This is a genomic window from Alkalimonas sp. NCh-2 (assembly GCF_039631345.1).
GTDB lineage: Bacteria > Pseudomonadota > Gammaproteobacteria > Enterobacterales > Alteromonadaceae > Alkalimonas > Alkalimonas mucilaginosa.
The window spans coordinates 113,781-131,433 of the sequence record NZ_JBDIUV010000001.1; the positions used below are offsets into that span (position 1 = coordinate 113,781).

General features: G+C 53.1%; 12 protein-coding genes. 7 read left to right on the forward strand and 5 right to left on the reverse strand.

Features of this window, described 5'->3' with window-relative positions:
* Window positions 1–3 precede the first annotated feature (3 nt).
* Both sbcD and ABC502_RS00650 read left to right on the forward strand, forming a co-directional pair.
* Entirely contained in the window at window positions 4–1,245 is a 1,242-nt protein-coding gene (sbcD, locus tag ABC502_RS00645; protein ID WP_345914565.1) for an exonuclease subunit SbcD, read from the forward strand.
* Complete coding sequence (locus ABC502_RS00650; RefSeq protein WP_345914566.1) at window positions 1,242–4,934, forward strand: AAA family ATPase; 3,693 nt, start codon at window positions 1,242–1,244, stop codon at window positions 4,932–4,934. Before sbcD ends, ABC502_RS00650 begins: the two co-directional genes overlap by 4 nt.
* Window positions 4,935–4,945: 11 nt before the next feature.
* On the opposite strand, the gene ABC502_RS00655 is transcribed toward ABC502_RS00650, so the two are convergent.
* Window positions 4,946–6,040: a sulfite exporter TauE/SafE family protein gene (locus ABC502_RS00655; protein WP_345914567.1), complete on the reverse strand. Its 1,095-nt coding sequence runs from the start codon at window positions 6,038–6,040 to the stop codon at window positions 4,946–4,948.
* Between the two features lie 99 nt (window positions 6,041–6,139).
* Window positions 6,140–8,347 carry an EAL domain-containing protein gene (locus tag ABC502_RS00660; RefSeq protein WP_345914568.1) on the reverse strand — a complete coding sequence of 736 codons (2,208 nt, stop codon included), beginning with the start codon at window positions 8,345–8,347 and terminating at the stop codon, window positions 6,140–6,142.
* A 535-nt stretch (window positions 8,348–8,882) separates the two neighbouring features.
* On the opposite strand from ABC502_RS00660, the gene ABC502_RS00665 reads away from it, so the two are divergent.
* The 4 genes from ABC502_RS00665 to ABC502_RS00680 all read left to right on the forward strand — a co-directional run bounded on the left by ABC502_RS00665 (window position 8,883) and on the right by ABC502_RS00680 (window position 12,984).
* A complete protein-coding gene (locus ABC502_RS00665) occupies window positions 8,883–9,620 on the forward strand; it encodes an ABC transporter substrate-binding protein (protein WP_345914569.1) in 738 nt (245 codons plus the stop codon).
* Between the two features lie 129 nt (window positions 9,621–9,749).
* Window positions 9,750–11,228, forward strand: a complete 1,479-nt coding sequence (glpK, locus tag ABC502_RS00670; RefSeq protein WP_345914570.1) for a glycerol kinase GlpK — start codon at window positions 9,750–9,752, stop codon at window positions 11,226–11,228.
* A gap of 72 nt (window positions 11,229–11,300) precedes the next feature.
* Window positions 11,301–11,519, forward strand: a complete 219-nt coding sequence (locus ABC502_RS00675; RefSeq protein WP_330088176.1) for a hypothetical protein — start codon at window positions 11,301–11,303, stop codon at window positions 11,517–11,519.
* A 175-nt stretch (window positions 11,520–11,694) separates the two neighbouring features.
* On the forward strand, window positions 11,695–12,984 hold the full coding sequence (locus ABC502_RS00680; RefSeq protein ID WP_345914571.1) for an NAD(P)/FAD-dependent oxidoreductase: 1,290 nt from the start codon (window positions 11,695–11,697) through the stop codon (window positions 12,982–12,984).
* 33 nt (window positions 12,985–13,017) lie between these two features.
* Here the strand turns inward: ABC502_RS00680 and hxpB are convergent, their stop codons facing one another.
* On the reverse strand, window positions 13,018–13,665 hold the full coding sequence (gene hxpB, locus ABC502_RS00685) for a hexitol phosphatase HxpB (RefSeq protein ID WP_345914572.1): 648 nt from the start codon (window positions 13,663–13,665) through the stop codon (window positions 13,018–13,020).
* 245 nt (window positions 13,666–13,910) lie between these two features.
* Here hxpB and ABC502_RS00690 point away from each other — a divergent pair, with 245 nt between their 5' ends.
* On the forward strand, window positions 13,911–14,066 hold the full coding sequence (locus ABC502_RS00690; protein WP_345914573.1) for a hypothetical protein: 156 nt from the start codon (window positions 13,911–13,913) through the stop codon (window positions 14,064–14,066).
* Window positions 14,067–14,201: 135 nt separating this feature from the next.
* Here the strand turns inward: ABC502_RS00690 and ABC502_RS00695 are convergent, their stop codons facing one another.
* On the reverse strand, window positions 14,202–15,215 hold the full coding sequence (locus ABC502_RS00695) for a Gfo/Idh/MocA family oxidoreductase (RefSeq protein ID WP_345914574.1): 1,014 nt from the start codon (window positions 15,213–15,215) through the stop codon (window positions 14,202–14,204).
* A 31-nt stretch (window positions 15,216–15,246) separates the two neighbouring features.
* Window positions 15,247–17,637, reverse strand: a complete 2,391-nt coding sequence (locus ABC502_RS00700) for an NdvB protein (RefSeq protein ID WP_345914575.1) — start codon at window positions 17,635–17,637, stop codon at window positions 15,247–15,249.
* Between the last annotated feature and the right edge of the window lie 16 nt (window positions 17,638–17,653).

Sequence of the window (17,653 nt, forward strand, 5' to 3'; positions counted from 1 at the left end):
CGCATGAAAATTATCCACACCTCCGACTGGCATCTCGGCCAAAGCTTTTTCACCAAAAGCCGTAAAGCCGAGCATCAGGCCTTTTTGCACTGGCTGCTGGCACAGGCAGAGCAGCAGCAGGTCGATGCCATCCTGGTGGCCGGTGATGTGTTTGATACCGGCACCCCACCCAGTTATGCCCGCGAGCTGTACAATGAATTTGTCGTGGCCTGCAACCGGCTGGGTGTCTGCCTGGTGGTGCTGGGCGGCAACCACGATTCGGTATCGGTATTGAATGAATCGCGCCAGTTGCTGGCTTGCCTCAACACCTATGTGGTGGCCAGTGTCACTGATGATCCCGAACAACAACTGCTGACCCTGCCAAAACGCGATGGCAGCCCTGGTGCCCTGCTGTGCGCCGTGCCTTTTGTCCGACCGCGCGATGTGCTGCAAAGCCGTGCCGGCGAGAGTGGTCTGGCAAAACGCCAGGCGCTGGGTTCGGCCATTCAACAACACTACCAACAGCTGTACCAGTTGGCCCTGAGCAAGCGTGAGGCATTAGAAAAGCCGCTGCCGATCGTGGCGACAGGCCATTTGAGTGCTTTGGGGGTCAGTCAGTCCGAGTCGGTGCGCGATATATACATAGGCACCTTGGATGGCTTTGCCGCCGATGCTTTTCCACCGGCCGATTACATTGCCCTTGGCCATATTCACCGGCCTCAAATCGTCGGCAAAAAGCCACATATTCGTTACAGCGGCTCGCCGATTGCGCTTAGTTTCGATGAGCTGGGTAGCAGCAAGCAGGTGCTGCTGGTGCAATTTTCCGATGGCAAACTTGAGGAAGTGAAACCGCTCGAAGTACCACGCTTTCAGGCCATGGCTCTGCTAAAAGGCAATTTGAGCGAACTGGAGCAGCAACTTAGCCAGTACCCGGAGCAAGCAGAGCAGCCTACCTGGCTCAGCATTGAAGTCACATTGGATGATTACCTGCCCGATCTGCAGCAACGGATTCAGGCACTGTGCGACGGGAAAGCGGTGGACGTACTGCAGCTGCGCCGGGCCCGCAGCAAACAGCGCCAGTCGCTGAGCCAGCAGCAACAGGAAACCCTGACCGAGCTGACCCCGCAGCAGGTGTTTGAACGCCGGCTGGCGCTGGAGCACTTCGACGATGAAAACACCTACGCCCGAAAAACACGGCTGGAGCAGCTGTTTACTCAGGTACTGAATGATGTTGCACAGGGAGACAGCGGGGAGAACCCGGCATGAAAATTCTGAGCCTGCAATTTGCCAACCTCAACTCCTTAAAGGGCCAGTGGCGCATTGATTTTACTGAGCCACCTTTTGCCGACAATGGCCTTTTCGCCATTACCGGGCCAACCGGTGCCGGCAAAACCACCATTTTAGATGCGATTTGCCTGGCGCTTTATCACCAAACGCCACGGCTAGGTCTTATCACCCAAAGCAGCAACGACATTATGACCCGCGGCTGTAGCGATTGCCTGGCCGAAGTGGAGTTTGAGGTTAAAGGCACCGTCTACCGTGCTCACTGGAGCATGCGCCGTGCCCGCGGCCAGGCCGATGGCAAGCTGCAACCGGCCGATGTGGAGCTGGCGGAAGTTTCAAGCGGCAAGGTGCTGGCCAGCCAGCTAAAGCAAAAAAATGAACAGATTGAACAACTGACCGGGCTGGATTTTGCCCGCTTTACCCGTTCGATGATGCTGTCGCAAGGCCAGTTTGCCGCCTTTTTGCTGGCCAATGAAAGTGAGCGCGCCGAACTGCTGGAAGAGCTGACTGGCACCGAAATTTATGGCCAGATCTCGATGCTGGTGCACGAGCGTTTCAGCCAGGCCAAACAGCAACTGGACACCTTAAGCGCCAAAGCCGATGGCATGCAGCTGCTAACCGATGCCCAGCAAACCGAACTGAAAACGCAGCAACAGAGCCTGCAGCAACAACTGCAGCCATTGCGCCAGCAGCAAGACAGCCTTCGGGCTCAACTGGCCTGGCATAAGGCCTGCCAACAGGCACAACAGCAGCAACAAGCAGCCCGCGCCGCCTGGCAACAAGCCGAACAAGCGCAGCAGCAAGCCGCCCCGGCACTGCAGCGGCTGGCTGACAGTGAGCCAGCCGAGGCGTTGCGTGGTCTGTATCAGCGCTGGCAAGATAGCCAGCAGCATGCACAGCAGGCCGAAGAGCAGTTAAACGAGCGCCAACAGCAGCAGCCCGAGCAGGAAGCCCGGCTTAACACCGCCACTTCCGAAATGCAGCAACAGCAGACAGCGCTGCAAGAAGCCAAAAGCCAGCACAAAGCGCTGGAGCAGCTACTAAGCGAGCAGGTGGTACCGCTGGATCTTAACCTGAAGCAACGGACCGCTCAGCAGCAACAACAGCAGGCAGAGTACAGCAGCCAGCAGCAAAAGTTGCAGCAACTGGAGCAGCAGCTTAAGGATAAAGCCCAGCAGTTGACAGAACTGAGCAAAACCTTGCAGCAATTGGATAGCTACCTGCAGGAACACCAGGCCGATGCCCAGCTTGGCCGTGAACTGGGCCGCTTGCAACAGCTGCATCGAAGCTGCCTGCAACTGCAGCAACGACTGAGCGAAAAGCAGCAACAACTGACCCACTGCCAGCAGCAACTGGCAAAGAGCAGCGCCAAAGCAGCGGAACTAAGCAACCGCTGCCAGGCATTGGAAAAGCAGTTGCAACCGGCGCAGCAACAAGTCGCAGAGACACAGCAATTGCTGCAAGAAGTTGGACAAGGCCGTCCACTGGAGCAGGACGAAGCCGCACGGGATGCTATCAACCAACAGTTGCCCCACTGGCATGCCTTGCAGCAAGTGCAAAAGCATTACCAACAAAACGCCGCCCAGCAGCAGGAAAAGCAGCTGAAGTTGCAGCAAGTGAGCCAAAACCTGCAAGCATTGCAGCAGCAACACCAAAACCTGACAACACAATACCGCCAGCAGCGCCAACTGAGCGAGGCCCTGAGCAAGCTGGTGACGCAAGATGAGCAACTGGCGCAGTACCGCTCGGAGCTTGCACCCGGCAGCCCCTGCCCGCTCTGTGGCAGCGAGCAGCACCCGGCACTGGATGGGCATGCGTACAACCCGGCGGAGCACCTTCAGCAGCGCGATCAGGCTTTATCTGAACTCAAAGCCCTGGAAGAGCAAGGCAAACAACTGCGGGCGGAGCTGGATAGCTGCCAGCGCCATCAGGCTGAGCTTCAAACGACCTGCGAGCAACTGGTCGCTGCACAACAGCAGCTGCAGCAGGAATGGCAGCAGTGCCTGGCCAGGCAGACCGCCGTACCAGCGACCATGGCGATTGACGACGACACAGCGCTAAGCGCGCTTTTAAGCAACCAGCAGGCAGAACTCGAGCAGCTTAGTGGCCGTATTTTGCAGCTACGCACACTGAACCAGCAATTACAGCAACAACAGCAGCACTGCCAGCAATTGGAGCACCAACTGCAGCAAGCCAGGCAGCAGCACCAGGCGTGCCATCAGCAACAAACAGAGCAGCAAGAGCGGCTGACTAGCGAGCAAGCCGCACTAAGTAAGCTGGAACAAGAGCTAAGCGCCGAGTGGCAACACATCAGTCAACTGCTGCAATCACTGCAGCAAAGCCTGCCAGCGCCGGCTGATTTTGCCGACTTCCTTGTTAGGAAACAGCAGGATGCCGAGCTGTGGCAACACAAACAACAGCAGTTGCACGATTTAAAACCGCAGTTAGAGCGCCAGCAAAGCGAGACCCAGTATTTGCAGCAACAGCAGCAGGAGCTGACAGAGTGGCTGCAAAGCCGCAGTGCTTTGCTGCAAGCAAGTGACGCAGAGCTCGACCAATTAAAGAAGCAACGGCAGCAGCTGTTTGCCGATAAGGATCCCGCTGTCGAGCGCCAGCAAAGCATGCAGCGGTTGGAGCAAGCTGAGCACCAGCTGCAACAAGCCGAGCTGCAACGTCAGCAGCAACAACAGGCCTGGGATCAGCTAAGCGCCAGCATCCAAAGCCTGCAACAGAGCCAACAGCAATGGCAAGAGCGCAGCCAGCAGCAGCGCCAGGCGTTTGCGCAGGCCTTGCAGGCTTCGATTTTTGCCGACGAGCACAGCTTCCTGCTTGCGCTGCTCACCCCTGAAGATAAGCAGCAACTGCAGCAACTGCGTGAGCAATTGCTGCAGCAAAAGCAACAGGCAGAATTTGCCAGGCAGCAGCTCGATCGCCAGTGGCAGCAATTGCAGGATGATGCCCATGCCAGCCAGTATGCCCAAACCGATGCCAGCGACACCGAGCAGCAACTCGATAACCTGCACCAGCAACTGGATGCCCTGAACCAGCAGCTTGGCAGCATCAGCGGCCAGTTGCAGCAGGATGAGCGGCTTCGCACCGAGCAGCAGCAATTGCTGTCAGACATCAGCTCTAAGCGCGAGCAGCTGGACGATCTCAGCTATTTGCATGGGCTGATAGGCTCACGCGATGGTGCCAAATTCCGCAAGTTTGCCCAGGGGTTAACGCTGGATCATTTGATTTATCTTGCCAATCAGCAACTGCAGCGATTGCATGGCCGCTATCAGTTGCAACGCAAAGCCGGCGAAGGGCTGGAGCTCTGCGTACTGGATACCTGGCAAGGCGATGCGGTGCGCGATACCCGCACTTTATCTGGCGGCGAGAGCTTTCTGGTCAGTCTGGCACTGGCGCTGGCGCTGTCGGATTTAGTCAGCCACAAAACCAGCATCGACTCATTATTTTTGGATGAAGGCTTTGGCACTTTGGACAGCGAAACGCTGGATATTGCGCTGGATGCACTGGATAACCTCAATGCCAGCGGCAAGATGATTGGGGTGATTAGTCATATTGAAGCGATGAAAGAGCGCATCCCCACCCAGTTGGTAGTGACGTGTAAAAGTGGCCTGGGTGAAAGCCGGCTGGCCAGCCGCTATGCAGTGGCAGCTGCTGATTAGAGCGCGATGTTTTAGACTCCAGGTGCCTTAGAGTCCGCCGGCACTGATGCAGCCTCCGGTTTCAGATCGGCCTTTTGCGCGGCAGCTTGCACTTGCGCAGCCACCAAGCGCTCGCCGGCCAAACGGGCGCCAAAACGGCGCAGGTGTTCAAAGCCAAACAGACAAATCGCCACTGCCAGCAAAGCTACAGCCATGCCACCGAAACCCAGCACGCTTTGCTCGGAATAGAGGGTCCAGACAAACTGACCAACACAAAGGGTGGATACCACCAGCAAGGTCGGCTTGCGGCCAATTTTCGCCACAATATAGACACCGAGCGGTGCCCCCAAGGCGACCACGGGAGCAGCAGCCAGCCAGTTTTCAAACACGCCGGGCGCAAGGCCAGGGCCAAGCGTTACTTTAATAAGCACGCCAAGCACCGAGGCAAAGGCCATAATCACGACCGAAGTAGGAATAGCGATTTTCAGATCGGCCCGGCTGATCAGCACCAAAGCGGTATAGAGCACCATATCAATGCCGACACCAGTGACTGAGACCACCAAAGCCCCCGCCAGTACCCCGATATTCAGCCCGAGCCGAAAGTCCCAGCGCTCGTCAAATTCGGTCATGCCACTATGGCCGGCAATCTCCTGCAAGCGCCACAGGTGCAGCACACCAAAGCTGGCCCACACCACCGCAAACAGCAGTTTGATCCACAGTTCCGGCACCAGAGGTGCTAACAGAAAGATACCCAGCGGCAAGCCCAACAAACAACCCAGCATGGCACCTTTCAGCATGGCCCAGGCGATGGGCTGGCGCCTGGCCAGAATGAAAATACTGGCGCTGACCATGCCAATGGATTGAATGGCAAAACTAAAATCACGCCCCAGGCTGGCCGGCAGCTCAAACAACAGCACCAACACCGGGAAGCCAACGGTACCACCGCCCATCGGGGTGGAACCGGCTGCGTAGCTGCCAATCGCCATCGCCAGCGCCATTGGCCAGTGCTCCAGCGCTACCGGCCAAAGCCCCTGCCCCAGCACCAAATAGAGCCAGGCACTGAAAAATAGCACCAGCCAAAGCAACCAGATCCAGAGTCGGGGTTTAGAGGATACTGGCATGGTCATAGGAATAGCTACCTGAGTGCGAACAAAAGATAACCATCATAGTTTAGCCAGGCGGAACTGGCAATCCTGGCTTGCTTCCTAACCTATCCATCGCTATTTTCAGGCGGGAAGCTGCTTTGCCACACCATGGGATTGCTGTTGTTGATGCTTGATAAGCGGCTTTGGCTGAAAGAGTTTTTGCCGGTTCCAATAGGCCTGGGTGTTAGGCCTGGCAAATAAATAGCCTTGCATGCGTTCGCAGCCTAATCGCAGTAAAAAACGACGCTGCTGATCCGTTTCCACCCCCTCTACCACCAGTTTCAATTCCAGAGCCTTTGCCAGTTGAATGGTGGTTTGCAGCACTTTAACTTGCAGGGCATCATCCGGGACACCGGTTAAGAAACTTCGGTCCAGTTTCAGGGTGGTTGCAGGTAGTTTTGTTAATAAACTTAATGAGGCCTGGCCGGTGCCAAAGTCATCAATCGCCAGGTTAAAACCCAACTTCTTCAGGACACTTAGCTTTTCAAACATCAACTGGCTCTGAATAATGATGCTGGTCTCCGTTAACTCCAGCTCCAGCACATCCACCAGCCATGGCTGATGTGTCGCCAGCGACACCAGTTCAGCAAAAAACAGTGCATCAATAATGTCGGGGCCGGCCAGATTAATGGATAACTCAAATGTGAGTCCTTTGTCACGCCATTGCGTCAGGATCCTGACAGCTTCATTCAGGACAAAGCTCGACAAAGGCACAATAAAACCATATTGCTCTGCCAACTGAGCTACCCGCTGCGCTGGCACAAACTGACCCGGCGCACGCTCCCAGCGTAACAAGGCTTCAAAGCTGTATACCTGCCCAGCGGCATTGACTTTGGGTTGGAGCCACAAGCACAGCTCATGGGCACTCAAGGCAGCTTTTAGCTCATCCACCAACTGCAGCTCTGCTTTACGCTCTGCGAATGCAACAGGGTTAAATAATGCGACCGGGTTGGTGTGATAATCAGCAAACTCTAAGGCTGATTCACATTGTTCAATGTACTGCTCTATGCAGTTGGATGATGCTGGTGTCACTGTAACACCAAACTCATAAGCCAGGTTTAAGTGCACCTTTTTAACCGGCAAAGCCGTTGGCAGCTGCTGATACAAGCTCTTAGCATAGGCAGCGACATCAGCACCTGGCGGCAAAGGGCTCCATAAAATAAACTTGACCCCCCTGATTCGTCCAATCAGCACTTTGGCAGGTAAAACGGCCCTGGCTTTTTTCGCAAACGCTAAAAGCAAAGCATCCCCGGCACTGTAACCATGTGATTGATTAAACTGTTTGATATTGCAAATCCGCACAATGATCAACACCCCGGACAATCGTTCCGGCTGTTGCTGAAGATGTTTGCTAATTAAGCGGCTATAAAAGCTTAAATTGGGTAACTGGGTCAGTGCATCGTAACTAAGAGAACGCTTTTGCTGCTGCTCATTGCTTGAGATACGATGATTTAACTCGCGCAGCACAGAAATATCTTCCAACTGAAAAATAAGGTGCTTTTTCTCTGTCGTCGCAAGATGCTTCAGGACTATCGAGCTTTGATCAGAAGTCAGGCACTCACAATCCTGAGTCAACCAGAAATCCTGACCAGAGCCATCTTTGTCTTTTGGTGTTAGCACCATAGACAAGTTCATGTCGCTACCATGCTCCAGCTTTAGCAAGCGCTGTGCTTTCGTATTTGCTTTTAAAATAGTGCCATGCTGATCAGTTAATACAGTAGCAAGATGACTGTTTTCAAACACCTCTTCATACAGCTGATTGCTGTGCGTCACTTGCTCGTTCAGAGCCCGTAGTTGGTGGGTATTGCGCTTTAAAGTGGAAAAAACCCGCAAAATCGATAGTGGGATACACAGATTAAAAAACAAAAACAACAAGGTATGGATGTAATGGTGGGTATCAGGTAATTCAATCGAGAGGCTTACAATCGTGATCGGTGTTGGCCAGAACAATAAAAAGGCATAGGGAATAAAGTTTAGCAGCATGATGATGATGGTAACCCGGAGAGGGAAAAGCATCAGGCTGATTAAAGGCGCTGCGTAGACAAACAAAAGACCAAGCTTGGATAGCTCAAAATCCTGGACAAACAACACAATACACAAGCCGGCGCCAAATACAGCCACCATCAGCATAATACTGCTGATCAATTGATAACGCAGCGAGAATAGCAACGAAATTAAAAGTGCAGAGTAGAATGCTAATGTAATGGCAATAATATGATAGGCGCCAATCGCATAGGCTTTCAGACTGCTGTGTAAAACAATCCCCCCAACCAATAATACACCCGTCAAGATGATAATTCGTAATACACTGAGGCGTACTGCTTGTATTGAGTGGGAGTTCAAATCTTGCTCTGTTAATAAACAAAAACGCTTCAGACGCTCCAATGCAACACCTCAACCATCATTAAAAACCATCACTCCTGTATCTAACTTATTCAATAACAAGCAATAAAAAATAATACAGTCGTTTAAAACACCACTAACAATACGCCGTAAAGCTTTGCCCTAAAGACAGCTTACCCAGCTGTTTCAAATTTAACAACACATTATTTGTCTATTCACGCCAAACCATGTGCTTGTGCATGAAAAAAGTCACTGACTATGCCATTAACAAACTTGGCGCGGCGTCATTTTATCCTATAATAACCCTATCTATCGGCTTAGCCACACCCAAAGCTTGTTGTAGCAGCCACCACGATGTCGCAGAGCAGGCAACAGCCGTAAAACAACAAGCCAAGACCATCCGGGGGTCTGCCATTTTTATCAACCAACGCCAGATACCAGATGCAGCGGCAGTATTACCGGTTAGGCTGAGATCTCAGCGATGACGCGCATCCTGCCTTTCCTCGCCATGCTTTTGCTTAGCTTACCGGCTGCAGCTGATAGCTTGCGGGCTCTGATCAGTGAAACCAATACACCGCCATTCATTATTTATAGCCATGAGGCCACTAAAACCGGCCTGGTGATTGATATCAGTAATGAAGTGGCACATCAGTTGGGCTTGGAAATTGAGTACCTTAGCATCCCAAGAGCCAGAACCGAACAGTGGATCCAGACCGGTCAAGCCGATCTATGGTGTTTCACCAGCCCCAAATGGGTCCGTGAACCTGAAACCATGCTCTGGTCTGAACCCTTGTATACCACGGTTGACTTACTAATACGTAAAGCATCCACAGCACCCTTTCGTCAGTTGGCTGATTTGTATCTTAAAAAAATAGGCACCTCCAGAGGTTTTCACTACCCGGAGCTGGAAGCGTTATTCGCCACAGCCGGTGCCAGCAGAGATGATGCCCTGAGCCTGAAAGAGAATTTGCAGCGGCTGCAGCTGGATCGGGTGGACGTGGTAATTGCCGATGACTTTTCTTACAACTACTACATGAATGCCAATAAAGATTCTGCAGAGACCCAGGCACTGGCAGCTGACCAGATCTGGTCTTATGCCCAACCCAGCTATTGTGCCATCAGCAACACCAATCCACTCAAAGCCGAAGCCATCCGCCGGGTATTAGCCGACATTCATGCGAATGGCAGCATTGAGCGTTGGTTACGCCACTATTTTTGACTTTAGTTCCTCATACTGGCACCGTTGAAAGCGAACCGATCAGCGGTTATGGTCTTGTGCTCCAGCTTTGCATTTACTGCCAGACTAAAGGTAGTCCAGTCATTCTCCAGCTTTACAGAGGTTTTCAGCATGTCGGATTATATTATCGCCATCGACCAGGGCACAACGTCTAGCCGGGCTGTGCTGTACAACCGTCAGTTGCGCCCACTGGCCAGTTGCAGCGAAGCGTTGCCGCTAAAGTATCCCCACACGGGCTGGGTAGAGCAGGATCCGGAGGCAATCTGGCAAAGCGTGCTCCATTGCATTCGACAGCTGCTGCAACAAAACGACATTCTGCCCGAGCAGGTCGCAGGCCTGGCCTTGACCAACCAGCGGGAAACTACCTTGCTGTGGGAGAAAGCCAGTGGCAAAACACTGTACCCGGCGATTGTCTGGCAAGACAGACGCACCGCCGATCGATGTCAGGCACTAAAGCAACAGCATGAAACCAGCATTCGCGCCAAAACCGGCTTGCTGGCCGATCCCTACTTCTCTGCCAGCAAACTGCAATGGCTGCTGCAGCAGATCCCCGGCGCACAGCAGCGCGCGGAGTCCGGTGAACTCTGCTTTGGCACAGTAGACAGCTTTTTGCTGTGGCGTTTAACAGCTGGCACAGTGCATGCTACCGATGCCAGCAATGCCAGCCGCACCCTGCTGTTTAATATTCATCAGCAATGCTGGGATCCGGATCTGCTGACTCTTTTTCAGATCCCAGCTCCCCTCTTACCCGAAGTCCGTGACAGTGCTGCCGACTTTGGCCATTGCAGTACCGAGCTGTTTGGTCATCCCATCCCCATCGTCAGCCTGCTGGGTGATCAGCAAGCCGCCTTGCTGGGCCAGGCCTGCGTCACCTCTGGCATGGGAAAAAGCACCTACGGTACCGGTTGCTTTGTGATGGTCAATACCGGCGCCCAGGCACTGTGCAGCCAACACCAGCTACTAAGTACCGTCGCCTGGCGTATTCGGGGTGACACTTGCTACGCACTGGAAGGCAGTATTTTTATGGCCGGCGCTACTGTGCAGTGGCTGCGCGATAAATTGGGCATCATTCAGCAAGCCTGCGATACTGAAGCATTGGCCGAGGGGGTCGACTACCAGCAAACCGAACTGCTGATCCCAGCCTTTACCGGCCTGGGTGCCCCCTACTGGCAGCCAGAAGTGAAGGCTGCCATCTTTGGACTGACCCGAAACAGCGGCAAAGCCGAGCTGTGCGCAGCCGCTTTGCGCAGTGTGGCCTACCAAACACAGGATTTATTGCTGGCAATGGCCGAAGATGGCATCCGGATTGCTGATTTACGGGTCGATGGCGGTATGACCGTGAACCACTGTTTTTTGCAGTCCCTGGCCGATCTGACACAACAGACCATCACCCCAAGCCAACACAGTGATGCCACTGCGTTTGGCACCGCATTTCTAGCGGCCTGGCAGCTGGGTTGGTACCCACAGCTCAGTGACGTTACCCACTTGTGGCAAGGCTCGGCACAGTTCACACCCAAACTAAGCAAAGTACAACAACAAAGCTGCTACCATTACTGGCGCACCAGCATTGCCCGCCTGTTGGTCAGTTGAGACTTGAAATCATGCCCAGCAACCCTAATGTACCGCATCTGTACCAAACCAATGAAACCAAGGCGTGCTGGCATGACCAACGACATTTGTTACCGCTTTCCAAACACTCAAATCGCCTCACGCTTTTTGCATGGACTGAAGCACTGGCCAGTGGCCGATGTTGCCACCCGGCTGCTGGATGGCGGCCTGGTAGTGCAGGTTCGCTATCAATTTGACGATCAGGGCTTTGATTACACCCTGGCAGAGCTGGATGAGCTGGCAGCCAAACATGGTGGCAGCGAAACTAGCTGAGTCCGAAGTAACCGCCTCCTTGCATTGACCCCCTACTTAGCTGCTTCTGCCTTTGCAAACACATAGTGTTACTAGCTTGAAAGGTTTATCATACCGCATCAATTGCTGCCACCTATGCCAATCACAAAGGCCGCTCCAGGGGAAATTATGATTTTAAAAAAAATGGAGTATCACCATGCAAACTATCCTGATTGTTGGAGGCGGCGCCGGCGGGCTTGAATTAGCAACCAAGCTGGGAAAAACACTGGGGAAATCCGGCAAAGCACGGATCACCCTGGTGGATAAAAACACCAGCCATATCTGGAAACCTCTGCTGCATGAAGTGGCCAGCGGTTCGCTGGATACCGACACCGACGGCGTGATCTACAGTGCCCACGCTGCCAGGCATCATTACCACTTCCAGCATGGCGAATTGATTGGCTTAGATGCCGGGCAAAAACACATTCGACTTGCGGCTATCTATACCGATGAAGGGGAATTGCTGGTTGCCGAACGATCCCTCCCCTACGATACCCTGGTGCTGGCGATTGGCAGTGTTAGCAATGATTTCAAGACCCCGGGCGTAAGCCAGCACTGTTACTTCCTTGATTCCGCCCCGCAAGCGTTACGCTTTCACCGGGCTTTAATGAACAACTTTGTCCGTTTCAGTCAACAAAATGATGACCGGGCACTGAATATCGCCATTGTCGGCGGCGGGGCTACCGGGGTCGAATTGGCCGCCGAGCTGTATCATGTGGCCGCCCTGGCCAAGCGCTATGGTTTATCCGGTATGAGCGCCCAAAAGTTGAAAATTCATCTGCTGGAGGCAGGTCCCAGCATTCTGCCTGCACTGCCCAAGCGTATCGCCGATGCAGTCCGCAAAGAGCTCAGTTTGCTTGGGGTGGAAGTACTGGAAAACACCAAAGTCAGCGCAGCCACTGCCGAAGGCTTTATCACGGCCGATAATCAACTACTTAGCGCCGAAATGATGGTGTGGGCGGCTGGGGTCAAGGTGCCGGATTTCATTGCCCGACTTGGCATCTTTGAGCTGAACCGCTTGCAGCAAATTCTGGTCACGCCGGAATTGAAGGCCAAAGGACAGGAAGCCATTTATGTCCTTGGTGATTGTTGCGGTTTCCAACAACAGGATGGCAGCTGGGTGCCTCCGCGCGCTCAATCAGCTCATCAAATGGCCAGTCTGGTGGGGCAGAATATTGTGCGACAACGCCGGCAAAAACCGCTTAAATCTTTTGTCTATAAAGATCACGGTTCACTGGTCAATTTAAGCCGCTACAGTACCGTCGGCAACCTGATGGGCAACCTGACCGGCAACAGCATGTTTATTGAAGGCAAGCTGGCGCGCTTTGTTTATATCTCCCTGTATCGCATGCACCAAATTGCCATTCATGGCTGGTGGAAAGGCATGCTGCTGGTACTGGTGGAAAAAATGAACCGGGCTGTGCGGCCTAAACTTAAACTGCATTAACAGCATTGCGTCCCCTGGTTTGCGCCTGAGAGCTTAGTGCCACAGGCGCATATCAAACTCCGACAGGCAGCGGATTTTCACATCAGCGATACCAAACTTTTCATGGTGCCACTCTTCGGCGGCCGGAATCGCCACCACCGTCATACCGGCCGCTTTGGCTGCACTGATGCCGGTGTAAGAGTCTTCAAATACCAGGCAGTCGGCGGGTGCTACCTCCAGTTTACTGGCAGCCAGCAAGTAAATATCCGGGGCTGGCTTGCCTTGTGCCACCATCTCGACACAACAGTGTGCAGCAAAATAATGCCGAATGGCTAAAGTATCGAGGGTGGTATCCATCAGGTACTGCGATGAATTGGTAGCCAGCGCCGTCGGCAACTGTTGCTGTTGTAATTGCTGCAATAATCGCAGCACCCCTTTCTTGGCCTCGCCCCGGCTGGCTATGGATTGCGCCACCTGAGAAATCACTGCCGCTTCAGTATCGGCCAGGCTTACACCTTGCCAGGGCGATTGCTGGTACCAGTACTCGGTAACAGCCCGGGTAGTCATGCCCGCAGTTTGTTTGGTTTGATGCGGTTGCAATGTTACGCCAAGGCGGCCAAACACATCCAGCTCGGCCTGTTGCCACATAGGCTCGGAGTCTATCAGTACTCCATCCATATCAAAAATTACTGCTTTTACCACTGTGCTCTCCTGCTAAAAACTGCACGCCAGAAACCAACACATGCAACAGCCATTTTACAACGCATGCCGCCATAATCACAGCTTGCCTGTGCTACCAAAATAGATGCCAACAAGCCCCTGCCTGTAACAAGTTCATCCAGCGAGCTAGCCAATACCCCTCTCTCACACCAATACTATCCAAGCGGATAGTCATCCACTAAGCTTAAGTGACCGAGCTAGTGAGTCACACTAAGGATCAGACACTCATGCGGTTATTACTTGGTTTATGGTGTTGTCTAGCGGCCTATTCTGCAGGGGCTGAAAATGCTGTCTTACGAATGGCGATGCCGGATTACCCTCCTTATACCTATGTTACCAACGGCAGCTATCAGGGCGAAGGTTACAAGAACCCGACTTTATGACAAAACTGAACCAAGCGATCGCAAGCTACCATGCCCAAAAAGCAGAAGCAGCTTTACCCGAACGCTAGCCATTGATAATGGATCGCATAGCCTGCCAGCCGACCCATACCGAAACGGATGCGCTGAACACTATGATTAGCGGCTCCGACAACGTCCACGGCTCAATAACCCTGCATGTTGATAAATAGCATCCAACAATTGCATCGTATGAATGGCATCTGCACCGCCAGTGAGTGGCGTGGCGCGCCCCTGCAAACAATCTAAAACATGGAGCAACTGGTAATAATAGGTGCTGTGACCAGCGACGCTGTAGTACTGCTCCTTTTCGGCTGTCGTAATTTTGATGCTATTTGCTAAGTGCGGTGTGATAAGCCCGGTAACGTTGATACTGCCTAAAGTCCCCTCCAGGCTCAAAGAGGTATCGGCGGTACGGCTTAAGTGCTCTGCCATGCTGGTGCCAATATCCGCCATGCATCCATTGGCAAACTGCAGCCTGGCCTGCATGGTGACATCAATTTGTTCCCTGCCGGTAATCGAGGCTGCAGTGATGCAGTTTGCACGAACGACCTTAGGCTCGCTGCCCATCACAGTCCGCACCCAATGCAATGGGTAACAGCCTAAATCCATCATGGCACCACCACCTAGTGTGGGCTCGTGGCGCAGTGAACCAGCAAAAAACGGGATCCGTACCGAGAAATTAGCCCGTACATGCTCAACCGAACCAATGGTACCTGCCTGTACCAAGCGCATGACCTCGATAAATAACGGGTGAAAGCGGTAATGAAAGGCTTCAAGCAACAGTTTGCCGGATGTTTGCGCCGCTTGCACCATGGTCTCGGCTTCTGCTGCATCCATAGCAAAAGGTTTCTCACACAAGACATGCTTGCCCTGCTGCAGCGCCTGTATGGTCCAATACGCATGCTCAGAAGGTGGCAGTGCATTGTAAATCAGATCTACGTCATCCCGCTCCAGCAGCGCACGGTAACTGTTTGCCACCTGCTTAATGCCATGTTGCCTGGCATAATTACGGGCTTTTTCTACCGACGATGCTGCCACAGCCTGCAACGCAAAGCCGCTTAATTGCTGCAATGGCTGAAAAATTGCTTTCTCGCTAATACGCGCTGCACCTAATAAGCCAATGCGAATCATGCCAATTCCTTGTTTATTAAACTTTACGTCATTACCACTGAGGGTGCGCCATCGGTAGTAACACGTCCACCTGATAGTTTTGGCCAGCCATAATATCGGTAATGAGCGGCGCTGGCTGCAACTGACCATCGACGGTCAGCTGCATTTGATTGATCCCATGCTGCCGGCGCATCAGGATGTGAAAGGTCGCACCGCGAAACTGCCGTACTAACTTCACCTCCGGCCATTCAGCTGGTAACTGCGGTTGGATCGATAACCCCTCAGGGCACCCCTTCACACCAAACAAACCTTCAATCAGTGAGCGGTACACCCAGTGCACAGTGCCAGTATTAAATAACTGGCTGGAGCGCCCGGCCGTGCGCGGAAACTGCTGATAAGCACCACGATAGTAGTTGGGAATAAATACCGGTAATTGGCCGCGTTGCAGGTAATCTTGCTCAGCACTGCCAGGCAGCATCTGTCTGAGCACCTGGTAAGCTTTATCAGGCTGGTTCACCTGATACAGTGCATACAGATAAAACGCTGCCGCATGATTATACACCGAGCCATTTTCAGCCGAGCCCGGATGCTTTTGCGTCACCCGGCCAACATCATCACGCATCGCGGTGTAGGCCGGCGCCAGCATCTGTACCCCAAAGGGGGTGTTTAGCTGCTCATCAATCTCGTGCAACATCAGTTGCACCTGCTCAGCGTTAGCCGCCCCACTTAACATGGCCCAGCTTTGCGGGTTTAGATAAATACGCCCCTCGGCATCCTTGCTCACACCAAACAGTACCTTGTCATCGGTAATACCGCGACCATACCATTTGCCATCCCACAGATAATGATTCACTACCTGATTAAAGCGCTCAGCATCGGCCCGGTAGTGTTCCGCCCGATGATGCTCCCCCAACTGCTGGCAAATGGCAGCCCAACAGTTCAACGCATAAGCCGCTGCCAAGGATAACCAACCCGATACCCCATGGCCTTTGTAACCGACCATATTCATCGGATCACACCAGTCGCCTTGCTCAATAAAGCTAAGGCCTCTGGCATCGCGTTTATGCAGCAGCCAGCTCATAGCCCGACACAGATGCTCAAAGACACTGACTGGCTCTGTGCTGTCGCTAAAAGCAACTGTTTCTTCTAGCAAAGCGTAGTCGTTGGTTTCTGCCAGATAGGCGGTTAAACATACCGGCAACCAGACGCATTGGTCGGTATGTGGTACCTGATTGATGTACTTTAGCTCTGCATCCGGATGCAATAAGATGCCATCTGGCATCTCGCCACTGCTGTGTTGTTGCGCCAGGGCTGTTAATAAGGCGGTGCGAAAAGCCGCTGGCCGCACATAGCTCATGCCCATGTTATCTTGCAGATAATTCCGTGTTTGTGGATCGGTTGTCAGGCGGTTCACATCACCATGATAATACACCTGGCGTGGCAGCCAGTGATTCACAAAGTTATTCAGCGCCGCATCCGGCGTTTCGATCTGTAAACACCCTTGTCCTTGTGCAATGTAGTCACTGTATTGTTGCTGAGCTTTGGTAAAGCCATCTGGCGTTAAAAAGTAGCGCTGACGGGCCGCAGCAATCTCCGCTTCATCCAGCGCCGGGCCAAACACAAAGCGATACTGCTGCTGAGCATGCCCTGCCAGTTGCAACCGGTATTGCATCACACAAGCCGGGGTTTCATACAAAGCATCGCCGCCATCCAGCTCTGCTTGTTGCAAGGCATCCGGTGCATGCAAGCCGCCCTCGCCTTCAAATGCCTGCTGGGCACATTGCCAGCTGTCAGGCTGCTGCTCCGCTAGTAAAAAGGTTTTATCTTTCAGGTGTTTATTTTTAAAGTAGTCGGGGTATTGCTGATAGGGCGTAACCGATGAGCAAACAATGGCACTCAAAGCGGGTTCAAACCGGGCCGACTGATTCATCCAGGACATATACCCGACTGGAAAGTAGGGGTAGACACTCAACTGACGCGGCACCCCGGTCAAATTTGTCACGGTCAGTTGCCATAGCTCGTGCGGTTGATCAGGGCTTAAACTCAGCTGCCATTCCAGTTGCAAACCCAGTTGCTCCAGCTGCCAGCGAATATCGCTTTTACCGGCAGAGAAGACAAAGCGGTCGGCTTTGCTGCGAACCGGCTCATAAGGGATCGAAAAAATGTCCCCGGTTTGCTCATCTTTGATGTAGACAAAACGCCCCGGGTGATGCGCGTAATAAGGCTGCTCCGGTTGCATAAAGGTTTTGGCTTCAAGATTAGGCGCATGCGCATACTTGGCCGGCTCCGGCTGCATAAACTGCGCAGTAGCGTAACCACGGCAATTTAACTGCACCATTAAGTGCTTGTTCCACAAAAATGCCGCCGCTAACGGCATTACGACCGGGCTAAAGAGATCATAGCGCTGCTCATTCTCAGCAGGTTGCATCCACACAGCTGTCATCAAAATCTAACTCCAG